Raw genomic sequence first — 24,734 nt, 5'->3', positions numbered from 1 at the left:
CATGCCGACAGCGTAACCCACGGATCGCCTTGGGAGAATCCCCAATCTGATGGCCTGTTGGATTTCAACAGACTATGTATGTCACGCAAAGCGTGCCCTCGAGCTTGACCCGAGGGTGCGTTGCGGTTCTGCGATAACGACACGCATAAGAACAAGAACTTGAAGGGCGGCGCATGGATCCCACCACAGACGCGCTTCAAGCCTGCGCATCCTTCCGACGCGCAGGCCCTAATGCCTTGATATGAAAGTGCTATGAATCAATCGGCTTTTGCAATCGTGGGCAGACCGCCGACAAAATCAGCGGCCATCCGGCGTGCGCAGGCCGATCCATTTGTCCTTGACCGCATTGTAATGCTCTTCCGGCCGATATTTCGTCACCTGAAGGGCGAGACGCTCGGTTGACAGGCGACCGATCGCCGAGAGGATGGCGTAGCTCGCTACCACCACATCGTGTTCGGAATTGGCCTGGTTGATCTTGGCGGTGATGACGGTCGCCTGCGCGTTAAGGACGTCGAGCGTGGTGCGCTGGCCGACATTACGTTCCTCGATGACGCCGTTCAGCGCCAGTATCGAGGCGTCGATCACTTGCTTGTTGGCCGCAACGTTTTGCTGCGCCGCAGTATATTGCGACCATGCCGAGGCCACGGCCTGGCGCACCTGGTCGCGGTTGACGTCAACCTCGATCCGCGCCTGGCTGAGCGATTCCTTGTTCTGGCGCACGATCGCCGAAGTGCGGCCACCCGAATAGATCGGTATGGTCAGCGTCGCGCCGACGCTGGCCGAATTGGTTGTGCCGTCCTGCGAGTTAAGGATGCTGCCAGGCACGGTGTTGCGATAGGCGCTGGAAACGCCGGCGGAAGCGGAAAGCTGCGGCAGCAACGCACCCTCGGCCGATTTCACCGAAAATGCCGCCGCGTCGACCAGATGCTGGGTGGCGAGAATGGCCGGATGCTCGTTGGCAGCGATCGCGATTGCAGAATCGAGGCTCCGTGGCAACAGCTTGGACAATGGTGAAGCACCCCTGAGCTTGCCCGGCTCGTCGCCGACGATCTGGTGATAGAGCGCAGCACTTGCCAACGCCTGGGCGCGGGCAGCACTCAACTGCGCCACGGCAGACGCGCGCGAGGCATCCGCCTGCGCGACGTCGGTGCGCGTGCCCTCACCGACCTCAAAGCGCGAGCGTGCCGCGCGTGCCTGCTCGGTCAGGAACTGCAGGTTCTGTTCGGTTAGCACCGCGATTTGCCGGTCGCGTATGACGTCCATGTAGGCGCTCGCCGCGTTGAACAGGATGTTCTCTTCGGTGTTGCGCAGGTTTTCGAACGAAGCGCGCACCTGGGATTCGGCGGCCGCGACATTGTTCCTGGTCTGAAACCCGTCGAACAACGTCTGGTTTATCTGGACGCCGAAGTTGCCGGTGGTCAGACGTGTGCTGCTGTTGGTGCCGTTGAGGTGGCTGCTGGAGTAATCGATGCTCGCGGAACCGGCGATGGTCGGACGCCAGCCCGACTTGGCGATGGCGACGCCCTCATCGGTGACACGGACACCGGCGCGGGCCGAATTTAGTTGCGAATTGTTCTGATAGGCCTTTGAAAGCGCGCCGAGGATGGTTTCCGCCGAGGCGGCCAGCGGAGAAAGCGCGGTCGCGGAAACAAGGACGGCGGTAAAAAGGCTCTTGCGTACAGACGGCACGTTATATTCCCTCATTCGTTTTGCACGGGAACCGCGCAACGCCAGCCTCTCTTTCTGATCAGCCGGCGCCGCGTTTTCATCGTTCCCCCGCTGATAGCCCCCAGAATGCCCGGTTATGCTGATCAACAACGATTGTTCAAACGCAAGCGATCATGACAACGCCTTTGCTGCAAGGCAAAACCACTCAGAATTCAAACGCATGGATGCGTTCAAATCCGGGTAGTGGCTTTATTGCCGCATTAAATGCGCGTCTTCCCGTTACAATCCCCCCGGTTTTAAAAAATAAACGGGCCACGCCCGAGTTTCCCTGTCCTTCGACCGCGACAAGACGTCCGCCTTCCGCGAGTTGGTCAAGCAGCGGCGCCGGCACCTTGCCGACGCTGCCGCCGATGATGATGACATCGTATGGCGCCGCCGCGGCATGGCCTTCCGGCAGCGATCCCCTAGCCACGGTGACATTGTCGCAGCCCAGCTTCGAAAGCGTCGACATGGCGGTCTCAGCCAGCGTCGAATCGCTTTCCAGCGCAACGACGGATTTTGCCAGCCGCGACAGGATCGCCGACGCGTAGCCGGTGCCGCAGCCGACATCGAGCACCGAATCACCCGGGGCGATCTCGGCCAGCTGCATCAGTTTGGCCAGTGGCGAAGGTTCCATCAGATAGCGTGGACCATCCGCTCCATTGGCAACGCGGATGTCCTCGTCGATATAGGCAACAGCGCTTTGGCCGGGGCCGACAAACGCCTCGCGCGGCACGGAAAGCAAGGCATCGATGAGTGGCGCGCTGGTCACGTCGGTGGTGCGGATCTGGCCATCGACCATCTTCACCCGGAGCTCGGCAAAATCAGCGCTCATGTTCCAACCAATCCGCCCAAACTCGGTCCGCCCGGACCCAATCCACTTGCCGCGCCAGCGGCTCATTTCGATAGGAACCCTGGCCCCTGGCGCTGGCGCGCGGGAGCTTGGGCGCCTGGAGGCCTCGCCCGGAATCGAACCGGGGTGCAAGGATTTGCAGTCCTCTGCGTAACCACTCCGCCACGAGGCCTCATTGCTCCCGGCGTTCCACCCGGTTCCAATAGGTTGCGGCGAAAATGCCGTCAAGCGGCCATGGTGCATTCCGGACGGTTTCCCTCTCGGCATCGTGCCCCGTGTCGAATCGTCGATACGCATATTGCAATTAGTATATTAGTCAATTGTTAAACACCGAATATGGCAAAGGGAAGCCTGCAACCTGAATCGCCCATCAGACAGGCAGGAGGTTTCGCCACCCTCGAGGAGATTTGCAGGATTCGGAGCAGCACTCAGCGCATTATCCGTGGTGAGTCGAGCGAACGTCTCCGACGCCTACTGGCTTGCCAGTTCGCCGCGAACTCCTCATTTCGATCGCCGCCGTCGCTCCCACCAGACGACTAACCGGCGCCGGTGGCGGCGCACCAGAGCAAACTCGTAGGAGAGCACCAGCAATCCGATCGGAATCATCCAGAACCCCAGGATGGGCAGGAAGCCGAGAATGCCGCCGAAGATCAGGACGGCCCCGATCGCGATCCTGCGGCCACGCGAGCGCGGCATGGTGAACTGGCGGCCGAAGACCGATATTTTCCGTGCCGGCTCCTGATTGTCGCTTGCTGCGCTCATGTCTGGTTGATGATCCGCTCGAATAAATGAAGACACCAGCAGACGAAAGCCGCAACCGCCTTTTCGGTTCCGCGCTCCCCGCCGGACGGCTAATATGAGGACGCAAACACGCGATTGCGAGAAATCGCCGCCCGAAAAAGCATCGAAAAAATACGAAATGCTTCTTTGCAAAGCCGAAACGGGTTTGCTATAGGCTGCGCCACTCACATGAGAGCCTCTGTTCCCCGGTAGCTCAGTGGTAGAGCAACCGGCTGTTAACCGGTTGGTCGCTGGTTCGAATCCGGCCCGGGGAGCCAGTCGCTTTGCGAGATCGCTGGCACCCTCCTGCCGAGCCTCAAGTCGCTCTGCTGTAGGCCAGGAACACCCGGCCGTTCTTGAACGTCTTGGAGCGCGACAAGGTCCATCGCGGCTTGCCGGTCACACCGGCGAATTGGCTCTTGCCCGAACCCAGCACCACCGGGCAGACCAATAGTTGCACTTCATCGATCAACCCCGCTGCTGCCAATTGCGCCACGATGGTGCCGGACCCCAGCACCGTCATACCGGGTCCCGGCGTCTGCTTGATCCGCGCGATCGCCGTTTCCGGATCATCTTTCAGCAATGTGGTGTTAGACCATTCCGCCGAACCAAGAGTACGGGAAAACACGTATTTGGCTGCCTCGTTCATTCCCTTGGCTATTTCGGGCATCGCCTTCGCCGCCTCCGGTGTGGGCCACCATGCGGCCATGAGTTCGTAGGTGAGGCGGCCGAACACCAGAGCGTTTTTGCCTTGCGCATTGCCTTTCGTGAATTCCAGCAAATCCGGATCGTTCGCGCCTTCATGGGCGAAGCTGTAGTCGTTATTTGCGTCGGTGAAGTAGCCGTCCAGCGACACACTGTTGAACACACGTAATTTTCGCATCACGAGACCTCTGCTGATTGGTTGTCGGCCACCCGTGGCGAACATGCGAACCGCGTCAGTCGTCACGCAATCTAAAAGATAGCCACGAAGCTACCTAATCCTTTCATCTCAAAAGTCAAGAAAGGAAGCCGAAAAGCTATGTTTTTCGATGACGCATCATGCGCACCAAGCATCGACGCATCCCGTCGCCACGAGCGGCTCACACAGATTTCGTATCTTTTTTCGCCAGATAGACGCCCAAGGCATCGAGCAATGCATTCCAACCGTGCTCCCGGCCTTTGAGGCCGTCGCTCGGCGGAATGATGCACATCTGTTCGGTATAGTGCAGCCGCGTGCCGGGCTTCTCATCCATGAACACTATGGTTGTGAGCGAAACCGTATGGACCCGTCCATTCACAGCCATCGAGTAGGCAAGCACGATGCGCTGGCCTTCGGCGATGTCGAAATACCGCGTCTCATTGACGTGCTCATCTGTCGCGTGGCGAAAGGCGCCACGTTCGAAACCTCCGGGGCGGAAATCCATTTCAAGCGCGGAATTTCCCAGCCACTCGGCCTTCTTCTCCCGGATGCTCCAGGCAGCCCAGACTTCTGCCCTCGAATTTGGATACACGCGTTCGAGCGTAAAGTTCTCATGGTATTGCGACTGATCTTCCATCAATTGCCGCCTTTCGCCAGGAATATCCCGAGATCATCGAGGCGATGCTCCCAGAGCTGGCGATGTTGCAGTACCCACTCCTCGACCCAGTACAGCGTATCCGGCTTAAGTGTTACGGTGCGGACCCGGCCCTTCTTCTCGCTGTGTGCAAGACCCGCATCCTCAAGAACCTTCAGGTGCTTGAGAAAGGATGGTCCGGCCATATCAAATGGCTTCGCCAACTCGGAAACAGAGGCCGGCCCCCTCACCAGTCGCTCCACGACGGCGAGCCGTGTCGGGTCGGACAGCGCAGCGAAAATCGTCGGCAGTTGAGCATTAAAGCTGGCCATATGGCTAACTAGCTCGACGCTCGAAGCGAGTCAAAACAAGAAGCTGATCGGCTATGTTTTCCGGCTATACGCCGTCTCGAGCACTTTGCCGCCAGCCCCGCCAGCGAAACGAGATTGCTCGTATCGGGGCGGATGCGAATTTGATTTGCTTGGTAATCCGGCATCCATAGGGCAAACTCCCTGCCGGGCTTCAGGAGGAGAGATGAAAGCACGCACCGCCACGGTCGGCGACCTGGAAGATGTTTTTCGTGATCTGTCGAAGCGCATGTCCGACGAGTATGTCGCGGCCGGCAAGGACCCCAAGATCGCCTACGACAATCTGATGATGAATCTCAAGGAAGGTCGCGCCCACGCGCTTGTCCAGGATGACAAGACTGTCGCGATCATCGCCTGGCATGAGCATAGCGACGCCGCGGTGACATTGTTCGCCGCGCGCGAGGATTTCTTCAGCGCCGCGACCGTTCGCTTCTGCAAGCGGCACATTCGCCAAATCCAGGCACTTGCCGGCAACCTGCCCATTCACTCAACCAGTTGGCTCCGAGGACCTGACGTCGCGAGATGGTTTCGAATAATCGGCTATGTCGAGCGAGAGCCGGTGGACGGCGCCAGCCTGTTTGAATTGCCGCCGGCAACGTCTGAAGGGCGGATCGGCCAACGCGAGGCAGGCGACGAGGGGAGCAATATTTCGGCTCATCGACGTACCGGGTGATACCCTGCGCAAACCTTGCCGAATCTTAAAGCGTGTCGCGCAAAACGCGACACGCTTTCGCATTCATCGCGCATGTCGCCTGATGGACCGGATCACCACCTTCCGCGATCACGCAATACCCTGACCTGTGACATTTGCTACCTTCCTTCCCGTGCGGATCTGATTTCCGCTTGGCCGGCGCCCGGCAATCTACCCCAACGCCCCCCCACAGTGGCGCCGGCCATCTTCCCACCATAGTGATTGCGGCGGCAGGAAATCCTGCTCATCTCGCCGCCTCTGGTGTTTTGCCGGGAAGCGTCTGCTCGACCAGATTGACGTAGTAGCGCAGCACGGTCGGCACGATCTCGTCGTTGAAGACGTAGCGGTCGCCGTGCAGACCCTCGCCGGGGCCGACATCGCCGACGCCGATCCAGGCGTAGCAGCCGCCTGCCTCGCGAACCATGTAGGCGAAATCCTCGCAGCCGAGGCTCGGGCTGAACTCGGTCGAGACGTTCTCCCTGCCGACGGTGGCGGCAGCCGCCTCGACGGCACAGGCCGTGGCATCCGCCGTGTTGATGAGCGGCGGATAGCCCTTCCTGTAGTCGAGCATGGCGTTGAGCGAATGGGCGGCGGCAACACCCCGGGCGATCTCGCCGATCAGCCGCTCGCAGTGATCGGAATGGCCGGGCTCGAAAAAGCGGCAGGTGCCTTGCAGCCAGACCTTACCCGGCACGATGTTGCCGACATTGCCACCATGGATCTGCGTAAGACTGACGACAAGCGCGCTTTGCGGATCGACCGAGCGGCTGACGATACGCTGCACGGCCTGGACAAAGGCGCCGGCGGCAAGAATCGGATCGTCGCCGAGTTGCGGCATGGCGGCATGCGCGCCGAGACCTTCGAAGGTCAGTTCGAAATTATCGACGGCCGCCATCTGCGGTCCAACGCGCGCGGCGATCGTCCCCAGCCTGACGCCCGGCCAATTGTGCACGGCATACACCGCCTCCACCGGGAAACGCTTGAAGAGCCCTTCCCCTATCATGCGCATGCTGCCGCCTTCGTTCTCTTCGGCCGGCTGGAAGATGAAGCACACCGTGCCGTCGAAGGCGCGCGACTGGCTGAGCAGCCTGGCGGCGCCGAGCAGCATGGCGGTGTGGCCGTCATGGCCGCAGGCATGCATCATGCCCACATTCCTGGATGCATAGGGCAAGCCGGTTTTCTCCACGACCGGAAGCGCGTCCAGCTCGGCGCGAAGACCGATGGCGCGTGCGCCGGTGCCACTGCGCAGAACACCGACAACCCCGGTGCCGCCGATCCCCTCATGCACCTCGTCGAAGCCGAAGGCGCGCAGTTTCTCGGCGACGAAGCGTGCTGTTTCGTGCTCGTTGAACCCGAGTTCGGGATTGGCATGGATATTGTGTCGCCATTCTATGACCTCTGGCGTCAGCGCGGCGATCGGGTCATTGTGCAGCATGACGTTCTCCTTGGATGGCGGCAAAGGGCGGTCATGGTCCGCTCCTTTGGCATCGCCCACAGATAGGCGCGCCGGCCAGGAGGCGTCTTGAACCGGATTGACCGCAGGACGAAAGACGTGCACGCCACCGAAACCAGCAAATATTGGCGCCATCCCTGCTTCCCTGACCTTGGCTTGTTCAAGGCGCGCTTCACGCGGCATCGTTACGAGTTGCACACACACCCGACCTATGTGATCGCCCTGATCACCGCTGGCTGCGAGCGCATCCGCATCGGGCGCCGCAATGTCGTCGCCCCGGCCGGAACCATTGCCATCGTCAATCCGGAGGAGTGGCATGACGGGGAACAAGGCGCGGATGAAGGCTGGGCCTACCGGACCTTTTATCCCACCGTGCCGCTGATGACGGCGCTCGCCCGCGAGCTGGGCCGGGAGCGCGCCCCGGTCTTCTCGCGCGCGATCATCGAAGACCATCATCTCGCAGCAAGGCTGGCGGCGGCGCATGAAGGCTCGACATCCCAGGACGCAACGAAAGCCGAGGCGTCCCTGCTCGCTGCGTTGGGGCGTCTCATCGTTCGGCATGGCGACTGGAATGGGCGGGCCGAGGAGGTCGAAAACGCCGGATCGCGGCGGCGATTCTCAGTCTATGAGGAACTGATCGAAAGCAGGCTGGGCTCGCCGCTCGATCTCCAGCAACTTGCCGACGCCGCGCGCGTCACCCGGTTCCAGGTCATACGGGATTTCAAGAAGGCGATTGGCCTGACACCCGCGACCTATATCCGCGACCGGAGACTGCGGCGCGCCCGCCTCTTGATCGAAGATGGGCTCGGCCTCGCCGATGCCGCCCTGTTGGCGGGTTTCGCCGACCAGAGCCATCTCACGCGAACCTTCCGCGCCGCGCACGGCATGTCGCCAGGCATGTTCCGCAAAGCCGGCTGAGCCCTCCCGAAACGAGACCTACTTGCGCGTGGATCCTTGCCGCGCGATGGTGTCACAAGGCTTGGGAGGAACCATGCGAAACATCCTGGCATCAATGACGCTGCTGCTTGCGGCCGCGCTATTTGCAGACACGGCTCAGGCGCTGGACAGCAGCGGGATGCCCGTTGTCGTGACGCCGCTTGCATCCCGCACCGAGACGGCGTCCGGCCAACCGATCACGCTGCCGCAGAAAAATGTCCAGGTCCTGGTCTCGACTTACGACATCGCGGCGGGTGCAACCTTGCCGGTCCACAAGCACCCCTTCCCCCGCTACGCCTATGTCCAGGCCGGGACGCTTCAGGTCACCAATGTCGAGACCGGCAAGAGCAACACCTACAAGACAGGCGATTTCATCGTCGAGATGATCGGCCAGTGGCACCAGGCCATCAATGTCGGGACCGATCCGGTCAAGCTGCTGGTAATCGACCAGGTTGAAGAAGGCACCAAGAACACGGTGCTGCGTCAATAGCCGGCACTTTCAATCCTCCGTTCCGCTCACATTGCCTAGGACAGAAAACGGATGGAAGCGCTCGTCGTCGGCCTTAAAAGCCCGAACGAGTACGTTGGTGTCGGGAATGATCCTCACCGCTTGCCAGCCCAGCCTAGTTCGGCGACCACGTTCATTTCATCGATCGACAGGGATAGGCCACCTTCCCTCTTCAGGAAGTCGAAAACATCCGAGATCTTTCCTGTCGGCCGCGCGGCTTTCATCTCAACCCGGCCATCGGGCAGCTTGTCCACGATAATTTTCTCGCCCGGATGAACACCCAGATGCTTCAGGATATCCTTGCGCAGCGTGATCTGCCCATTGGCGGTAACGGTAAGCGTGCTCATAGCGAGGCCCTCCTGTCGAAGTTACTATGTAAGGCAAAAGCGCTTTACCATCGAGAGCGCCAGAGCCCGTTGGCTAGCTGCAGCGACGATAGGGGCCGCGCTGAGCCAATAGTTCCGGCTTTCGCGGCAACGGACCCGATGCTAGGGCTGCGCAGTCTCTTACCATCAACGGAACCGCCCCGTGACCGATATCGAACGCCTTCGCCCACCCCTGATCGAAATCTGCGTCGAAGGCATAGACGGGCTGCTCACCGCGCAGTCAGCCGGCGCCGATCGGGTCGAATTGTGCGCCAGCCTGGTCGAAGGTGGCACCACGCCAAGTCTTGGCACAGTACGCGCGGCCCTCGAACTGGCGACGATCCCGTTCCACGTCATCGTGCGGCCGCGCGGCGGCGATTTTCTCTACAGCGATGCCGAATACGGTTCGATGCTCGCTGACGTGAGCGCGCTGCGCGAGCTCGGCGTGGCCGGTGTCGTCGTCGGCTGTCTGAACGCCGACGGCACCATCGACGAAAAGCGCATGAATGAACTGGTGCAGGCGGCCGGACCTTTGAATGTCACCTGCCATCGCGCCTTCGACATGACGAGCGATCCGGCCGAGGCGCTGGAGGCGCTCATCCGATGCAAGGTCGGCCGTGTGCTGACCAGCGGCCAGCGCGACACGGCGCTGGAAGGAGCCGAGCTGCTGGCGGATCTCGTCCGGCAGGCCGGCGACCGCATCATCATTCTTGGCTGCGGCGCGCTTGGTCCCGACAACATCGCCGAGGTGCTGGGAACAACCGGGCTGACAGAAATGCATTTCGCCGCACTCAAGGACGTGCCGAGCACCATGCGCTACCGCAATCCCCGTGTCGGCATGGGCGGTGACGACCTGGATCGCGAGTATCGCACCACCGTCACCGACGGAGCGCTGGTGGCAGCGACGATCGCGGCGGTTCGAGCGTGATGACGAATACGCCCGCGCTAATCGTCAGGGTTTCGCCACAGGATGAGCCCGCCATCCTCGCCCTCAATAACGAGCATGCGGCCGAACTGTCATGGCTCGAAGCCGGGCGTCTTTCCTTCCTGCTCGGTGAAGCATTTTATGCGCGCCGCATCGGTGCGCTCGACGCCTTCATCATGACCTTCGACCAGGACGCCAATTACGACAGTCCGAATTTCCTGTGGTTCCGCGACCGCTACAAACGCTTCGTCTATGTCGACCGCGTCGTCGTCGCTGGCCACGGGCGCGGTCGCGGTCACGCCCGCCGGCTCTATGAGGATCTGTTCGATCATGTTTCGCGCGCCGGCCAGACCCTCGTCACCTGCGAGGTCAATGCCGAGCCGCCCAATCCCGCCTCTGACGCCTTTCACGCGGCACTCGGTTTTGTCGAGGTCGGCGATGCGGTGATCCATGGCGGCAAAAAGACCGTGCGCTATTACGCCAGGCAGATCACCGGCTGACACGTCAGCGAACTGCACACTGGCGCCATAAAGAAGCCAGGGCTAATGTAAAAGCTTCCGCCAGCCGGGTGCAAAACACCATGCCGAGCAATGTCTTCCGCTTCGACGAAAGCTGGGACATCCCCGAAGCGACTCCGCAAGAGGTGTGGGACGTGCTGTCCGATGCCGAGTTGCTGCCGCTCTGGTGGGGCGATGTCTACAAGGAGGCCGTGCCGCTCGACAGGAAGGGCAAGGGCTTGGTCGGCTCGAGAGCGAGAGCCCGCGCACGCGGCGCCCTGCCCTATGAACTGAACTTCATCATCGAGGCCGTCGAGATGGATCCAGGCAAGCTCGTCGGCGTCAAGACGATCGGTGACTTCGACGGCCTGTGGCGCGCGGAGTTGGCCCCTTCCGGGACCGGCACCCATGTCAAGCTGACCTGGCAGGTGACGGTGGAGCGGCCGATCCTGAAATTGCTGGCGCCGTTGCTGCGGCCTGCCTTCGCGTGGAACCATCGCTGGACGACGCCGCGCGGCGAAGCTGGCCTGCGCCGTTATTTATCGGCACGCAAAAACGGCTTGCGGACCTGATCCATCCTACCAGTTGCGGTTCAGCCAGGCGCGGGCCGGCTTTTCGACGATGTAGTAGCTGCACAGCGCGCAGGCGAACACGCCTGCCAGCATGGGCAGTGGCGCACTGCCTTGCGAATAGACGAATTTGTAGAAGGGCTGCTGCCACAGATAGAGCGAATAGGACCACAGCCCGAGCATCGCCATCGGCCGCGAGGACAAGAATCCAGTCAGGTAGCGCGCACTGAAGTCGAGCGAGTTGACGGCAAGCGCCAGCAGCGGCACGGCCACCAGGTAGTGGATCGGCGTCGGTACCTGATCAATGAACAGAAGAACTGCCGCGGCGGACGCCGCAAGGGCAACATGCGGACCCCTGAACAAGGCCGGCAGCCTGTCGTCGGCCTTGAGCAGGCAAATCACCGCCGACAGCAGGATCGAGGCGATGTGCACGTCAGTTCGCCAATAGGTGGCCTCGTAATCTATGCCGAGCACCCAATACGAAATGGCGCCGTTCGCCATGGCCAGCACCGACAGCGTGCCGAGCAGCGCGATGACGCGGCTACGCCTTGAAATGACGAAACTTATCAGCGCCAGGATGACATAGGCGTGTTCTTCGACACAGAGCGACCAGATATGGTCCAGCGCGCCGGCCCGGGTGAAGAGAATTCCAGCATAATTATAGGTAAACGTCAGCGCCGTCAGCGCCGCCTTCCATTTGAAGGCGATGAAGGTGCCGGATAGGGCAATCATTGAGACGACGACGAAAACCAGTAGCGCCGGATAGATGCGCGAGAACCGGCGCTTGAAGAATTTCTTCAGCGGATAACGCTCGATAAAGAGGATTTCCGCCATCAGCCGACCGCTGAGCACAAAGAAGAACTCTACGCCCATGACGCCGAGATTGATGCCGGGAACGGGAAAGAAATGGCCGATCAGGACCAGTGCTATCGACAGGCCGCGCCATCCGTCGAGATAGGCCAGCCTTGTTCTCGACGCAGTGTCGGCGGCCGACCGGGACGGAACGACATGCGTCGCGGAGATGTCCGTCATGCCGACTCCCTTCGCATTGGATGATGCGAAAAGGGCTGCAGCTCGTGGTGAAGACTCCGAACCCGGCTCGCGTGGTCGGCGCCATATTGCAGTGCAATATCGCCTTGTGCAAGTGCGAGATGGCCACCGAAGGTAACTACAGGAAAAGTGCACAGCGGTTTTCCCGGGAAAAGCGCATGCGCTTTCCCCGGGGGATGGCGTGAAACAAAGATGCAAAAGGGGCCGAAAGGCCCCCTTCATGCATCAGGATCTGGCTGATGTCAGGCGTTGGCGGCAGCCACCGCGCGCTTGGCCATCACCGCGATTAGATTGGCGCGGTAGTCGGCCGAGGCGTGGATGTCGCTCATCAAATTCTTCGCCGGCACTTTCATGCCGTCCAGCGCCGCGGCGGCAAAATTCTTGGCCAGCGCTGCCTCGATCTCCTTCGAGCGGAAGACGCCGTCGTCGCCGGCCCCGGTGACGGCGACCCTGACGCCATCCTTGCCCTTGGCCACGAACACGCCAGCGATCGCATAGCGCGAGGCGGGGTTGCGGAACTTTTCATAGGCTGCCTTGGCCGGCGCGGTGAAAGTCACCGCGGTGATGATCTCGCCATCCTTCAGCGCCGTCTCGAACAGGCCCTTGAAGAACTTGTCGGCGCCAATCTCGCGCTTGTTGGTGGCGATGGTGGCGTCGAGCGCAAGAAGTGCTGCCGGATAATCGGCCGCCGGATCGTTGTTGGCGATCGAGCCGCCGATCGTACCCTTGTAGCGCACCGCCGGGTCGCCGATCAGCGACGCCAGATGGGCAAGCGCCGGACAGGCCTTTTTCAGCTTCTCGTCGGCGGCGACTTCATGATGCGTGGTACCGGCGCCGATGGCGATGGTCTTGCCCGACACCTTGACGCCTTGCAGTTCCTTGATCCGCGACAGATCGACGAGGTCGGAAGGGGCGGCCAGCCGCGTCTTCATCGCGGGGATCAGCGTCATGCCGCCCGACAACAGCTTCGCATCGCCGCTCTTGATCAGCTTGGCGGCCTCATTGACCGAGGCGGCACGGTGGTAGTTGACTGAATACATGGTTTGTTCCCCCTCAGTGCTTCGTCGCCGCCCGGATCGCCGCCCAGACCGTGGATGGCGATGCCGGCATGGCGATATCGGTAACGCCGATAGCGTCGGTAATGGCGTTGATGACCGCCGGCGGTGAGCCGATGGCGCCGGCCTCGCCGCAGCCCTTGATGCCGAGCGGATTGCCCGGGCACGGCGTGTTCGATGTCGAGACCTTGAACGACGGCAGATCGCTTGCGCGCGGCATGGTGTAGTCCATGTAGCTCGCCGTCAGCAGCTGGCCGCTGGCATCGTAGAAGGCACCCTCCAGCAGCGCCTGCCCGATGCCTTGCGCGATGCCGCCATGCACCTGGCCCTCGACGATCATCGGATTGATGATGTTGCCGAAATCGTCGGCAGCGACAAACTGGATGATCTCGGTCGTGCCGGTTTCCGGATCGATCTCGACCTCGCAGACATAGCAGCCGGCCGGAAAGGTGAAGTTCGACGGATCGTAGAACGCCGTCTCCTTCAGCCCTGGTTCCATGCCGCCAGGCAGATTGTGGGCGGTGTAGGCGGCAAGCGCCATCTGGAACCACGGCACGCTCTTGTCGGTGCCCGCCACCTTCAGCGCGCCGTTTTCGATGACGATGTCGCCCTCATCGGCCTCGAGCAGATGGGCGGCGATCTTCTTGGCCTTGGCCTCGACCTTGTCGAGCGCCTTGGCAACGGCCGACATGCCGACCGCACCCGAGCGCGAACCGTAGGTGCCCATGCCCATCTGCACCTTGTCGGTGTCGCCATGAACGATCGAGACGCTGTCTATCGGCACGCCGAAACGCTGGTTGACCAATTGCGCAAAGGTCGTCTCATGGCCCTGGCCATGGCTGTGCGAACCGGTCAGCACCTCGATCGTGCCGACGGCGTTGACGCGCACTTCGGCACTTTCCCAAAGACCTACACCCGCTCCAAGACTGCCGACGGCCGCTGACGGCGCGAGGCCGCAGGCCTCTATGTAATTGCTCATGCCAATGCCGCGCAGTCTGCCTCTCTTGGCGGCGGCCGCCTTGCGCTTTTCAAAGCCGGCATAGTCGGAAGCCGCCATCGCCGCGTCGAGCGAGGCAGCATAGTTGCCGGCGTCATAGTTCATGATGACCGGCGTTTGGTGTGGAAACGATGTAATGAAATTCGCGCGGCGAAGCTCCGCCGGCGATACGCCCAGCTCGCGCGCGGCCGTCTCCATCGTACGTTCGAGCAGATAGGTGGCTTCCGGCCGCCCTGCCCCGCGATAGGCGTCGACCGGCGCGGTGTTGGTGTAGACGGCGCGCACATTGGCGTGGATCGCCGGAATATCGTACTGTCCCGACAACAGCGTCGCATAGAGATAGGTCGGCACGCAGGACGAGAAGAGTGACATATAGGCGCCGAGATTGGCGATGGTGTCGACCTTCAGTCCGGTGATCCTGTTATTCTTGTCAAAGCCCATTTCCACGGTCGAGACATGGTCGCGGCCATGGGCGTCGGTGAGAAAACTCTCGGTGCGGTCGGCCACCCATTTGACCGGCACGCCGGTCTTCTTCGAGGCCCACAGGCAGACGATCTCCTCGGGATAGATGTAGATCTTCGAGCCGAAGCCGCCGCCGACATCAGGCGCGATGACACGCAGCTTGTTTTCCGGCGCGACATTGTAGAAGGCGCTCATCACCAGGCGCGCGAGATGCGGGTTCTGCGAGGTCGTCCAGCACGTGTAGTGGTCCTCGGCTTTGTCATAATAACCAAGCGCCGCACGCGGCTCCATGGCGTTGGGCACCAGCCGGTTGTTGACGATATTCATGCGGGTGACATGGGCAGCGGCCTTGATCGCCGCGTCGGTCGCCGTGCTATCGCCGAGTTCCCAGTCGAAAATCAGATTGCTTTCGGCTTCCGGATGGATCTGCGGCGCACTCCTTTCGAGCGCCTTCGGCGCATCGACGACCGCCTTCAATTCCTTATAGGTGATGTCGACCGCTTCGGCCGCGTCGCGCGCCTGGCCCTTGGTTTCGGCGACCACGACGACCACCGCGTCGCCGACATAGCGAACCTTGTCGAAGGCCAGCGGCGACCACGCCCCCATCTTCATCGGCGAGCCGTCCTTGGAATGGATCATCCAGCCGCAGATGAGATTGCCGATACCGTCTGCCTTGAGCTCCTTGCCGGTCAGCACACCGATGACGCCTGGCATGCCTTGCGCCTTCTTGACGTCGATCTTCTTGATCTGCGCATGTGCGTGCGGGCTGCGCACGAAGGCCGCATGCTTCATGCCGGGAACCACCATGTCGTCGACATAGCGGCCGGCGCCGGTGATGAACCTCTTGTCTTCCTTGCGCGCCACCCGAGCGCCAACGCCTTCAATGCCCATAAGAATTCCTCCGGAATTTAGGGAATAGTTGAGTAGGGCAGTAAGGCAATAAGGGGTTGCCCTTTGGTTCCCTACTGCCTACTGCCTATTGCCCTGTTCATGCCGCCTGCTTGGCCTTGCCCTTCGCCCCCTTCGACATCGTCGCCGATGCGGCGAGGATCGCCTTGACGATGTTGTGGTAGCCGGTGCAGCGGCAGATATTGCCTTCGAGCTCGACGCGCACCGTGGCCTCGTCGAGTCCTTCGGGATGGCGGCTGATCATGTCGGTCGCCGCCATGATCATGCCGGGCGTGCAAAAACCGCATTGCAGCCCGTGATGCTCCTTGAACGCCGCCTGCACCGGATGCAGGTCGGCACCGTTGGCCAGACCTTCGATCGTCAGCACTGTCGACCCGGAGGCTTGCACCGCCAGCATCGTGCAGGACTTCACCGCCTTGCCGTCGACATGGACCACGCAGGCGCCGCATTGCGAGGTGTCGCAACCGACATGCGTGCCGGTGAGGCCGAGATTCTCCCGCAGGAAATGAACCAGCAGCGTGCGGTCTTCGGCGACGCCGCTGACCCGCTTCCCGTTCACCGTCAACGATATGTCCGACATGAAACCTCCCTGGGTAATTACCTTGGTCGTTCCGTCGCCGATGCGGCGCGCGCGCTCCGGCTGTTCGCTCTTCCTCCACCCGTGTAACGCACGGAAAAAGCGGCCCGAAATCCCGAAGTCGTGAGAATGCAGTTCGCCCGAAAATCCGCATATTGTACTTTCGGTCACGCTGGAGAAACGGTGGCATGAACCGAAAACTTCGATCGCAGTGCGCTACCGCCGGCCGGCGATGAGTGGCTGGGCGACAAGTGGTGGATCGGCCATTGCCAAAGCGCCACTTGAAGACAACAATGGCTTTCGACGCCCCCCGCGCCCAAGGCGAACAAAGAATCGCGAACAACAGCGCGTCGGAGAAAACGACAGGAGGAGCCGCTGGCCAGTTCACGGACGCGCTATGCTTGCGGCCTGTCGGCGCTCACCACCGACGAGCCTGACCCGGATGCGTTCGCCCGGGCAGTGGCGGTGGAAGCCGCCGCCATCGACGCCGGCTTCGCCCTGCTGTTCTTTTCGCAAAGCCTTGTCGAGGCGGCCGCCCTGGCGGATGCACTGAAGATCCATGCGCCGGCGCTAAGCTATGCCGGCTGCTCGACCGCTGGCGAGATCACGCCCCAAGGCCTGGAGGACGGCCATATCCTGGCGATGCTGCTTCCCTCCGCATCGTTTTCGGCGGCCAGCACCATGGTCGAAAATCTGTCCTCGTCGGGCATGGACAAGATCACCGGCGAAGTCGAGGCACTCAGGCGTTCGTTGCGCGGGAGCGGGCCTGAGCGGGCCAAAAGCACCTTCGCGCTCTGCTTCATCGACGGCTTGTCCTATGCCGAGGAAGCGGTAACCTCGGCCATCCATTGGGGCCTCGACGACATTCCGCTGATCGGCGGGTCGGCGGGCGACGATCTCAAATTCGAGACGACGCGGCTGATCTCGAATGGCAAGGTCGCCTCCGACAGCGCCATCATCGTGCTGATCGCCACCGAGATTCCTTTCCACGTGTTCAAGACCGACAATTTCGTTCCCACCGACGAGAAGCTGGTGGTGACAGCGTCCGATCCTGATCATCGCATCGTGCGCGAGTTCAACGCCATCAATGCCGCCGAGGAATATGCCGCTTCGGTCGGCATCGTCGCGCAGACGCTGACGCCGCTGAGTTTCGCCTCGCATCCGGTGGTGGTGAAGGTGGGTGGCGAATATTACTGCCGCTCGATCCAGAGAATGCATCCGGACGGCTCACTGTCGTTCTTCTGCGCCATCGACGATGGCGTCGTCCTGTCCATCGCCCAGCCCAAGGACATGGTGGAATCGACGCGTGCCGCTTTGCGGGACGTCGAGAACAGGTTGGGCGGCATCGACATGATCCTTGGCTTCGACTGTGTGCTGCGCCGGCTCGACGCCCGCAACCGACAGGTCTTTCGCGACATTTCGGAACTCTACCGGGTCAACAATGTCATCGGCTTCGGCACTTATGGCGAACAATACCGGTCGATGCATCTGAACCAGACCTTTACCGGCATCGCCTTCGGCGAACGCCAGGCGGCGGAATAGGACATTTTCCATGCCGCTCAGGAACATCACCGACCTGGAGAAGCTGAAGAAGATCAACGCCGCGCTGGTCAGCCGCGTCGAGCGATCGATGGACCAGCAAGGCAATGCCTTCTCGCTCTTCCAGACCGCGATTTCGCTCGAGAATCGCGTGCGTACGCGCACCGAGGAACTGCACTCGACCTTGCGCCGGCTGGAGCAGTCGAACATCGATCTCAGTGCCGCCAAGGAAAACGCCGAGCTGGCGAACCTGTCCAAGACCAGGTTCCTGGCGGCCGCCAGCCACGACGTGTTGCAGCCACTGAACGCCGCGCATCTGTCGGTCTCGGCGCTGGCCGAGGTGCAGACCTCCGACGAAGGCAAGAAACTGGTCCGGCAGGTCGAGCGGTCGCTGGAGACGATGGAGGATCTGCTGCGCACCTTGCTCGACATTTCCAAGCTTGATGCCGGTGTCGTGCAGCCCGACATCGGCGACGTCAGTCTGGAAACGCTGTTTTCATCGCTGCGCTCGGATTTCCTGCCAGTCGCCGACATGAAGGGGCTGACGCTGAAGTTCCGGCCGGTCAATGCGGTCGTGCGTTCGGACCGCACCTTGCTGCGCCGCATCCTGCAGAACATTCTGTCCAACGCGCTGCACTACACACGCTCCGGCGGCGTGCTGGTCGGCACCAGGCATCGCGGCGACACGATCCGCATCGACGTCGCCGATACCGGCTGCGGCATCCCCGACGACCAGCGCGAGGCCGTGTTCGAGGAATTCCACCGCGGCACGATCTCGGCCGATGCCGGGCTTGCCGGGGGCGGGCTAGGACTTGGCCTTGCTATCGTGCGCCGCATCGCGGCCGCACTCGGCCATCCCGTGACGTTTTCCTCGAAGGTCGGCCACGGCACGATCTTCCACATCGACGTTCCGGTCGGCATCGGCGCCACGGCCGACGCCATCGCCAACGCAGTCGACATGGAGCGGCCGCGCGGCTACGGCCTGTTCGGCACGAAGGTGCTTCTGGTCGAGAACGACGCCGAGGTGCTGCAGGCAATGACGTTCCTGCTCGAACGCTGGCAATGCCTGGTGCGCGCCGCCACTTCCACCGACGAGGCGCTCGACATGCTTGGCGACACCGACTGGGTACCCGACATCATCATTGCCGATCAGCATCTCGACGGCGGCGATCTCGGCACCGCCACCATCGCCGAAGTCCGCGACTATCTCGGCCGCGCCGTGCCGGCGCTGATCGTCACCGCCGACAGTACCGAAGCCGTTGTGAAAGCCGCCCGCGCAGCCGGCATCGAGCTGATGCGCAAGCCGCTGAAACCGGCGCAATTAAGGGCGCTGCTGGCGCATTTGCTGGCTTAAAACCCCGCCTGATCCCGAAACAGCTCGGCATTGTCCAGCTTTGAAACCTCGATGACCGCCTGCGTGCGGCTGTAGACATTGAGCTTGCGCAGTATCTCGGAGACATGCGCCTTGACCGTGGTTTCGCCGACCTGCAGCTCGTAGGCGATCTGCTTGTTGAGCAGGCCCTGGCGCAGCATCTGCAACACCCTGAGCTGCTGCGGCGTCAGCTTGGCAAGACGCTGCACCATCTCGGCGCGGTCGGCGCTCTCCGCGTCCGGCGGCTGGCCTTCATAGGTTTCGGGCACATAGATGGCGCCGTCCATCACCGAGCGGATGGCCGCGGCCAAGTCGCTCTTGCGCGCCGATTTCGGGATGAAGCCGGCGGCACCATAGGACAGCGCCTCGGAAATGATCCGAGGCTCTTCATAGCCCGAAACGATGACCACCGGCAGGCGCGGATAACGGGTCCGCAGCTGCAGCAGCCCTTCAAAACCATGCACATCGGGCATGCTGAGGTCGAGCAAGGCAAGATCGAATGGCTTGGCATCCGCCAGAAGCTCGAGCGCCTCGGCGATGGTGCGCGCCTCCACCGTGTCGACCTCCGGATAGGCCATCTGCACGGCGCTGTGCAGCGCCTCGCGAAACAGCGGATGGTCGTCGATGATCAAGAACCGGGCGCGGTCACTGGCTGTCATGGGCTCGTTTCGGTTCGGTTGCTCGGCTTAGCTGGCGCAGGATAGTCCTGCGACCATGGTCAGATTATTGCCAAATAGTACATCGCCATCCCCGGCGAAGGGCGGAGATGGCAATTTTTCCGAACCGCCATGCCTTGCCCGGCCATCCAAATCGGTCGAATGTGCGGCCAGCAATCAAGCGTGACCTGATGAGCGACATCGTCCTCCACAATTACTACCGCTCCTCCACCTCCTACCGCGTGCGGATCGCACTGGAGATGAAGGGCCTCACCTACGAGTACGTGCCGCATCATCTTCGGCACGGCGAGCATCTGGAACCGTCCTATCTCGCGGTCAATCCGCAGGGCCTGGTGCCGGCGCTGATCCTGGGCGACGGCACGTTGCTGACGCAATCGCTGGCGATCATCGAATTCCTCGACGAAACAAGCCCCGAGCCGCCGCTGCTGCCGAAGGATGCGCTGGGTCGCGCGCGCGTCAGGATGCTGGCACAGATGATCGCCTGCGACATTCATCCGGTGAACAACCTGCGTGTGCTGACCTCGCTTCGCACCTTGTTTGGCGCCGGTGACGAGGACGTCGTCAACTGGTTCCGGCACTGGGTGAACGAGGGTTTCCAGCCGCTTGAAAAGATACTGGCTTCCTCATCTAAAACGGGAACATTCTGCCATGGCGATTTGCCGGGCCTGGCCGACATCTGCTTGGTCGCACAGATCGCCAGCAACGCCCGTTTCGGCGTCGACCTGACGCCCTACCCGACGATAACCCGCGTCCACGCCGCCTGCATGGCGCTGCCGGCCTTCCAGAAAGCCGCGCCGGAGAACCAGATCGATGCCGAATAGCGGCGCAAGAAGCATGAGGAATTGCCTATGAAAGCCGTCGTCTTCGAAAAGTTCGGCGAAGCGCCGACGATCCAGACCGTTGCCGATCCAACGCCCGCACCGGAAGGCGTCGTCATCAAGGTCGAGGCGACCGGGCTCTGCCGCAGCGACTGGCATGGCTGGATGGGTCATGACGACGGCATCCGCCTGCCGCATGTGCCGGGGCACGAGCTTGCCGGCGTCGTGGTCGCCACCGGCAAGCAAGTGACCCGCTGGAAGCCCGGCGAACGCGTCACCGTGCCGTTCGCCGTCGGCTGCGGCCGCTGCTTCGAATGCACGTCCGGCAATCATCAGGTCTGCGAGCACCAGTTCCAGCCCGGCTTCAGCGCCTGGGGTTCGTTCGCCGAATATGTCGCCATCGACTATGCCGACACCAATCTGGTGCGCTTGCCGGAGGAGATGGAGTTCGCCACCGCCGCCAGCCTCGGCTGCCGCTTCGTCACCTCGTTCCGCGCCATCGTCGACCAGGGCCGGGTGACGCCGGGCGAATGGGTGGCCGTGCATGGCTGCGGCGGCGTCGGCCTGTCGGCGATCATGATCGCCAGCGCGATGGGCGCCAACGTGATTGCCATCGACCTGACCGACGAGAAGCTCGACTTCGCCAAAAAGATCGGCGCGGTGGCAACCATCAACGCCGCGAAGACGCCGAATGTGGTCAAAGCAGTCAAGCAGATCACCAATGGCGGTGCGCATATGTCAATGGACGCGCTTGGCCATCCGACGACGTCGTTCAACTCGATTGCGAACCTGCGCCGGCGCGGCCGGCACGTGCAGGTCGGCCTGATGCTCGGGGAGCACGCCAGGCCGCAGATACCGATGGACAAGGTGATCGCCTTCGAACTCGAAATCCGCGGCAGCCATGGCATGCAGGCTTTTCGCTACCAGGCGATGATGGAGATGATCCGCACTGGCAAGCTCAAGCCCGAACTCCTGGTCGGCAAGAAGATCAGCCTCGAGGAGGCGCCGGCCGCGCTGATGGCGATGGGCAGTTTCGAAGGCATTGGCATCGGGGTGGTGACCAAATTCCAGTAGCGGGCGACACAGTCACTCCGCAGCCACCTCTTGCGGCAGCCTCTGCTTGGCGAACCTCTTGGCGCCAATGACGCAAAGCACCACGGCGACCGTGACGGCGATCATCACCGGGCTGATCTGCTCGTGCAGCAGCGTCGCCGCCAGCGCGAGGCCGAAGAAGGGCTGGAGAAGCTGCAACTGCCCCACGGCAGCAATGCCCCCTTGCGCCAGCCCGCGATACCAGAACACAAACCCGATCAGCATGCTGAACAGCGAGACATAGGCAAGGCCGATCCAGGCGTTGACGCCGACGCCATCAAACGACGGTGGCATGGTCATCACCGTCAGTGTGAGCATCACCGGCAGTGACAGCACCAGCGCCCAGCAGATCACCTGCCAGCCGCCGAGCCGGCGCGACAGTGCGGCGCCTTCGGCATAGCCAAGACCGCAGGCAATGATGGCGGCAAGCATCAAAGTATCGCCGACCGGCGAGGCCGACACGCCTTGCGTCAGCGCAAAGCCGGCCACGAGGGCGCTGCCAAGGCACGAGAACAGCCAGAACGCCGGTCTTGGACGATCGCCGCCACGAATGACTCCAAAGATCGCGGTCGCCAGCGGCAGCAGGCCGACGAAGATGATGGAATGGGCCGAGGTGACGTGTTTCAGCGCTAGGGCGGTCAGCAAGGGAAAGCCGACAACCACGCCCAGAGCGACGATCACCAGCGACAGCAGATCCCCGCGCTCCGGACGTTTCTGCCGGAACAAGAGCAGCATTGCCAGACCAAGCAGCCCGGCAATCGCCGCTCGGGCCGATGTGAGAAATGTCGGATCGAAATCCATCACCGCCACGCGAGTCGCCGGCAGCGAGCCACTGAAAATCAGCACGCCTATGAATCCGCTGATCCAGCCGCTCGCCGTCTTGTCCATCGCCAGTTCCTGATGTTGTCGCTCTCTATCGGGCCAAGACGGTGGCATTACCAGAGACAATGCAGTACAATTCTAAGAAACTGTCATGGTCTAGTGAGCAGTACGGATGGATGATCTGACGACAGAAAGCGAGGGCAACGGGACGCTTGTCGAAAGCGTCATGGCAACGATCAGGCACCGGATTGCCGCACGGATCCTGACGCCGGGAGCACGATTGCCGTCGATTCGTGCCTTTGCCAAGACCATGCAGGTCTCCAAATCCACCGTGGTCGACGCGTATGAACGTCTTGCCGCCGAAGGGGATATCCGGTCGCGGCCGGGTTCGGGTTACTATGCTGCCGGGCCACTTGCGCCTTTGTCATTGGCCGAGATCGGCCCCCGGCTCGACCGTGCCGTCGATCCGCTTTGGATTTCGCGCCAATCGCTGGAAGCGGGCGAGGACGTGCTGAAGCCAGGTTGCGGCTGGCTGCCGGCCTCCTGGATGCCGGAGACCGGATTGCGTCGGGCGCTGCGGACGCTGGCGCGCGCCGACAATGTCGCGCTGACCGACTATGGCACGCCGCTCGGACTGCCGCCCTTGCGCCACCTGCTGTCGCGGCGCATTGCCGGGCACGGCATCGAGGCCTCTCCCGACCAGATCATGCTGACCGAATCGGGAACGCAGGCCATCGATCTGCTTTGTCGCTTCCTTATCGAACCCGGTGACGCGGTGCTGGTCGACGACCCCTGCTACTTCAACTTCCATGCGCTTTTGCGCGCGCACAGGGCCAAGGTCGTCAGCGTCCCCTACACTCCGTCGGGACCGGATATCGCAGAGTTCGCGCAGGCGCTGGCCGAGCACCGGCCGCGCCTCTACATCACCAATTCCGCCCTGCACAATCCGACGGGCGCAATTCTGTCGCCGGTCACCGCGCACCGCTTGCTCAAGCTCGCCGACCAGTCTGATCTGACCATCATCGAAGACGATATCTTTACCGATTTCGAACACACGCCCGCCCCCAGGCTGGCGGCGTTCGACGGTCTCAGCCGGGTCATCCATATCGGCAGCTTCTCAAAGACGCTTTCGGCATCGATGCGCTGCGGCTTCATCGCCGCGCCTCGCGACTGGATGGAACGCTTGATCGACATCAAGATCGCCACATCCTTTGGCAGCGGGCGGCTCGCCTCTGAATTTGTGCTGAGCCTGTTGAAGGACGGCCTCTATCGCAAGCATATGGATTTGCTGCGGGCGCGTCTGTCACGCGCCATGGCCGAAACAACCACCCGCCTGAAAGCCATCGGCATCACGCCATGGATCGACCAGCCGGCCGGCATGTTCCTGTGGTGCAGCTTGCCGGAGGGGATGGATGCCGCCGATATCGCCCGATACGCCTTGTCGGCCAACATTGTGCTGGCGCCCGGCAATGCGTTCAGCCTGTCTCAGACGGCCAGCCGCTTCATGCGCTTCAACGTCGCGCAATGCGCAGATGAGCGGATCTTCAGGGTGCTTGAAAAGGCGATGTCACGTTGTGACTGACCGCCCGGGCCTGGTGCTGCCTCACGCGCCGGCCCTCCTCCGCCGCTCATACAGCATGACCAACGTTTCAGCCATCAGCGCCGGCTTCTGTTCGCCTTCGATCTCGACGGTGTTTGCCGCCTTCATCAGGTACTGGCCCGGCCCTCTGTCTTCCATGGACAGGAGCGTCGTACGCAACCTGATGCGCGCGCCGACACGGACAGGCGACAGGAAACGCACTTTGTCGAAGCCGTAATTGAAGGCGGCCTGCGTATTTTCCGGCACGATGCCCATGTCGAGCGCCAGCGCGCCGATGATCGACAGCGTCAGATAGCCATGCGCGATGGTGGTGCGGAACGGGCTTTGCCGCCTTGCCCGTTCAGGATCGACATGGATCCATTGATGGTCGCCTGTGCATTCGGCAAACTGGTCGATGCGGTTCTGATCGACCGTTGTCCAATCGGACACGCCAAGTTCCTGCCCGGCCATGGTCCTGAGCTGCTCATAGGTCGGCGGCGTCCTCGGCCGTGCTTGCGTCATTCCTGCTTTCCCGATCGCTGGCCTGCCTCGGACCACGAACCGACCGCCTCTGTCAATTCGCCCTATGCGATTCCGT

The 24,734-nt window shown here is 62.0% G+C and carries 26 protein-coding genes and 2 tRNA genes; 12 read left to right on the top strand and 16 right to left on the bottom strand.

Features of this window, described 5'->3' with window-relative positions; genetic code table 11:
• Window positions 1-297: 297 nt before the first annotated feature.
• The 4 genes from OHD62_RS26360 to OHD62_RS26345 all read right to left on the bottom strand — a co-directional run bounded on the left by OHD62_RS26360 (window position 298) and on the right by OHD62_RS26345 (window position 3,322).
• Entirely contained in the window at window positions 298-1,689 is a 1,392-nt protein-coding gene (locus OHD62_RS26360) for a TolC family outer membrane protein (protein ID WP_318528624.1), read from the bottom strand.
• 184 nt (window positions 1,690-1,873) lie between these two features.
• Window positions 1,874-2,542, bottom strand: coding sequence for a protein-L-isoaspartate O-methyltransferase family protein (locus OHD62_RS26355; RefSeq protein WP_263790158.1), 669 nt, complete (start codon window positions 2,540-2,542; stop codon window positions 1,874-1,876).
• A 116-nt stretch (window positions 2,543-2,658) separates the two neighbouring features.
• Window positions 2,659-2,732, bottom strand: a tRNA-Cys gene (locus OHD62_RS26350).
• A 329-nt stretch (window positions 2,733-3,061) separates the two neighbouring features.
• On the bottom strand, window positions 3,062-3,322 hold the full coding sequence (locus tag OHD62_RS26345; RefSeq protein WP_263788916.1) for a hypothetical protein: 261 nt from the start codon (window positions 3,320-3,322) through the stop codon (window positions 3,062-3,064).
• A gap of 221 nt (window positions 3,323-3,543) precedes the next feature.
• Between OHD62_RS26345 and OHD62_RS26340 the strand changes: the two genes are divergently transcribed.
• Window positions 3,544-3,618: transfer RNA gene (locus OHD62_RS26340), tRNA-Asn, on the top strand.
• A gap of 38 nt (window positions 3,619-3,656) precedes the next feature.
• On the opposite strand, the gene OHD62_RS26335 is transcribed toward OHD62_RS26340, so the two are convergent.
• The 3 genes from OHD62_RS26335 to OHD62_RS26325 all read right to left on the bottom strand — a co-directional run bounded on the left by OHD62_RS26335 (window position 3,657) and on the right by OHD62_RS26325 (window position 5,207).
• Complete coding sequence (locus tag OHD62_RS26335) at window positions 3,657-4,223, bottom strand: dihydrofolate reductase family protein (RefSeq protein WP_263788914.1); 567 nt, start codon at window positions 4,221-4,223, stop codon at window positions 3,657-3,659.
• Between the two features lie 199 nt (window positions 4,224-4,422).
• Window positions 4,423-4,878, bottom strand: coding sequence for an SRPBCC domain-containing protein (locus OHD62_RS26330; protein ID WP_263788911.1), 456 nt, complete (start codon window positions 4,876-4,878; stop codon window positions 4,423-4,425).
• Complete coding sequence (locus OHD62_RS26325) at window positions 4,878-5,207, bottom strand: ArsR/SmtB family transcription factor (protein ID WP_263788909.1); 330 nt, start codon at window positions 5,205-5,207, stop codon at window positions 4,878-4,880. Before OHD62_RS26325 ends, OHD62_RS26330 begins: the two co-directional genes overlap by 1 nt.
• Before the next feature lie 202 nt (window positions 5,208-5,409).
• On the opposite strand from OHD62_RS26325, the gene OHD62_RS26320 reads away from it, so the two are divergent.
• A complete protein-coding gene (locus tag OHD62_RS26320) occupies window positions 5,410-5,916 on the top strand; it encodes a hypothetical protein (RefSeq protein ID WP_263790156.1) in 507 nt (168 codons plus the stop codon).
• A gap of 262 nt (window positions 5,917-6,178) precedes the next feature.
• Here the strand turns inward: OHD62_RS26320 and OHD62_RS26315 are convergent, their stop codons facing one another.
• Window positions 6,179-7,369: an amidohydrolase gene (locus OHD62_RS26315; RefSeq protein ID WP_263788905.1), complete on the bottom strand. Its 1,191-nt coding sequence runs from the start codon at window positions 7,367-7,369 to the stop codon at window positions 6,179-6,181.
• A gap of 87 nt (window positions 7,370-7,456) precedes the next feature.
• Here OHD62_RS26315 and OHD62_RS26310 point away from each other — a divergent pair, with 87 nt between their 5' ends.
• A complete protein-coding gene (locus tag OHD62_RS26310; RefSeq protein WP_263788903.1) occupies window positions 7,457-8,305 on the top strand; it encodes an AraC family transcriptional regulator in 849 nt (282 codons plus the stop codon).
• A 73-nt stretch (window positions 8,306-8,378) separates the two neighbouring features.
• Entirely contained in the window at window positions 8,379-8,813 is a 435-nt protein-coding gene (locus tag OHD62_RS26305; protein ID WP_263788900.1) for a cupin domain-containing protein, read from the top strand.
• 113 nt (window positions 8,814-8,926) lie between these two features.
• Here OHD62_RS26305 and OHD62_RS26300 read toward each other — a convergent pair whose 3' ends face one another.
• On the bottom strand, window positions 8,927-9,178 hold the full coding sequence (locus tag OHD62_RS26300; protein WP_263788898.1) for an AbrB/MazE/SpoVT family DNA-binding domain-containing protein: 252 nt from the start codon (window positions 9,176-9,178) through the stop codon (window positions 8,927-8,929).
• Window positions 9,179-9,359: 181 nt separating this feature from the next.
• Between OHD62_RS26300 and OHD62_RS26295 the strand changes: the two genes are divergently transcribed.
• From OHD62_RS26295 to OHD62_RS26285, 3 genes are all read left to right on the top strand, one after another.
• The gene (locus OHD62_RS26295) at window positions 9,360-10,124 is read left to right on the top strand and encodes a copper homeostasis protein CutC (protein ID WP_263788896.1); all 765 of its coding nucleotides are present in this window, start codon (window positions 9,360-9,362) and stop codon (window positions 10,122-10,124) included.
• A complete protein-coding gene (locus OHD62_RS26290; RefSeq protein ID WP_263788872.1) occupies window positions 10,124-10,621 on the top strand; it encodes a GNAT family N-acetyltransferase in 498 nt (165 codons plus the stop codon). Before OHD62_RS26295 ends, OHD62_RS26290 begins: the two co-directional genes overlap by 1 nt.
• 80 nt (window positions 10,622-10,701) lie before the next feature.
• Window positions 10,702-11,190, top strand: coding sequence for an SRPBCC family protein (locus OHD62_RS26285; protein WP_263788869.1), 489 nt, complete (start codon window positions 10,702-10,704; stop codon window positions 11,188-11,190).
• A gap of 6 nt (window positions 11,191-11,196) precedes the next feature.
• Here OHD62_RS26285 and OHD62_RS26280 read toward each other — a convergent pair whose 3' ends face one another.
• The 4 genes from OHD62_RS26280 to OHD62_RS26265 form a co-directional block, all read right to left on the bottom strand.
• Complete coding sequence (locus OHD62_RS26280) at window positions 11,197-12,219, bottom strand: acyltransferase family protein (protein WP_263788867.1); 1,023 nt, start codon at window positions 12,217-12,219, stop codon at window positions 11,197-11,199.
• A 260-nt stretch (window positions 12,220-12,479) separates the two neighbouring features.
• Window positions 12,480-13,277 carry an FAD binding domain-containing protein gene (locus OHD62_RS26275; RefSeq protein WP_263788864.1) on the bottom strand — a complete coding sequence of 266 codons (798 nt, stop codon included), beginning with the start codon at window positions 13,275-13,277 and terminating at the stop codon, window positions 12,480-12,482.
• A 13-nt stretch (window positions 13,278-13,290) separates the two neighbouring features.
• The gene (locus tag OHD62_RS26270) at window positions 13,291-15,642 is read right to left on the bottom strand and encodes a xanthine dehydrogenase family protein molybdopterin-binding subunit (protein ID WP_263788862.1); all 2,352 of its coding nucleotides are present in this window, start codon (window positions 15,640-15,642) and stop codon (window positions 13,291-13,293) included.
• Window positions 15,643-15,739: 97 nt separating this feature from the next.
• Complete coding sequence (locus OHD62_RS26265; protein ID WP_263788860.1) at window positions 15,740-16,240, bottom strand: (2Fe-2S)-binding protein; 501 nt, start codon at window positions 16,238-16,240, stop codon at window positions 15,740-15,742.
• Between the two features lie 405 nt (window positions 16,241-16,645).
• On the opposite strand from OHD62_RS26265, the gene OHD62_RS26260 reads away from it, so the two are divergent.
• Both OHD62_RS26260 and OHD62_RS26255 read left to right on the top strand, forming a co-directional pair.
• Window positions 16,646-17,779, top strand: coding sequence for an FIST N-terminal domain-containing protein (locus OHD62_RS26260; protein ID WP_412177429.1), 1,134 nt, complete (start codon window positions 16,646-16,648; stop codon window positions 17,777-17,779).
• A 10-nt stretch (window positions 17,780-17,789) separates the two neighbouring features.
• Entirely contained in the window at window positions 17,790-19,130 is a 1,341-nt protein-coding gene (locus tag OHD62_RS26255) for a hybrid sensor histidine kinase/response regulator (RefSeq protein WP_263788858.1), read from the top strand.
• Here OHD62_RS26255 and OHD62_RS26250 read toward each other — a convergent pair.
• Window positions 19,127-19,807 carry a response regulator gene (locus OHD62_RS26250; protein WP_263788855.1) on the bottom strand — a complete coding sequence of 227 codons (681 nt, stop codon included), beginning with the start codon at window positions 19,805-19,807 and terminating at the stop codon, window positions 19,127-19,129. The genes OHD62_RS26255 and OHD62_RS26250 overlap by 4 nt on opposite strands.
• A gap of 188 nt (window positions 19,808-19,995) precedes the next feature.
• On the opposite strand from OHD62_RS26250, the gene maiA reads away from it, so the two are divergent.
• Both maiA and OHD62_RS26240 read left to right on the top strand, forming a co-directional pair.
• Window positions 19,996-20,646, top strand: a complete 651-nt coding sequence (gene maiA, locus OHD62_RS26245) for a maleylacetoacetate isomerase (RefSeq protein ID WP_263788853.1) — start codon at window positions 19,996-19,998, stop codon at window positions 20,644-20,646.
• Window positions 20,647-20,673: 27 nt separating this feature from the next.
• Window positions 20,674-21,717: a zinc-dependent alcohol dehydrogenase family protein gene (locus OHD62_RS26240; RefSeq protein ID WP_263788851.1), complete on the top strand. Its 1,044-nt coding sequence runs from the start codon at window positions 20,674-20,676 to the stop codon at window positions 21,715-21,717.
• A gap of 12 nt (window positions 21,718-21,729) precedes the next feature.
• Here OHD62_RS26240 and OHD62_RS26235 read toward each other — a convergent pair whose 3' ends face one another.
• Window positions 21,730-22,623, bottom strand: coding sequence for a DMT family transporter (locus OHD62_RS26235; protein WP_263788849.1), 894 nt, complete (start codon window positions 22,621-22,623; stop codon window positions 21,730-21,732).
• A 106-nt stretch (window positions 22,624-22,729) separates the two neighbouring features.
• Between OHD62_RS26235 and OHD62_RS26230 the strand changes: the two genes are divergently transcribed.
• On the top strand, window positions 22,730-24,139 hold the full coding sequence (locus tag OHD62_RS26230) for a PLP-dependent aminotransferase family protein (protein ID WP_263788847.1): 1,410 nt from the start codon (window positions 22,730-22,732) through the stop codon (window positions 24,137-24,139).
• 21 nt (window positions 24,140-24,160) lie between these two features.
• Here the strand turns inward: OHD62_RS26230 and OHD62_RS26225 are convergent, their stop codons facing one another.
• Window positions 24,161-24,658: a MaoC family dehydratase gene (locus OHD62_RS26225; RefSeq protein ID WP_263788845.1), complete on the bottom strand. Its 498-nt coding sequence runs from the start codon at window positions 24,656-24,658 to the stop codon at window positions 24,161-24,163.
• Window positions 24,659-24,734: the final 76 nt, after the last annotated feature.

Source organism: Mesorhizobium sp. YC-39 (assembly GCF_025753795.1).
Classification (GTDB): Bacteria; Pseudomonadota; Alphaproteobacteria; order Rhizobiales; family Rhizobiaceae; genus Mesorhizobium.
Note: the sequence above shows the minus strand (reverse complement) of the source record. Positions and strands in the feature narration are given on the sequence as shown.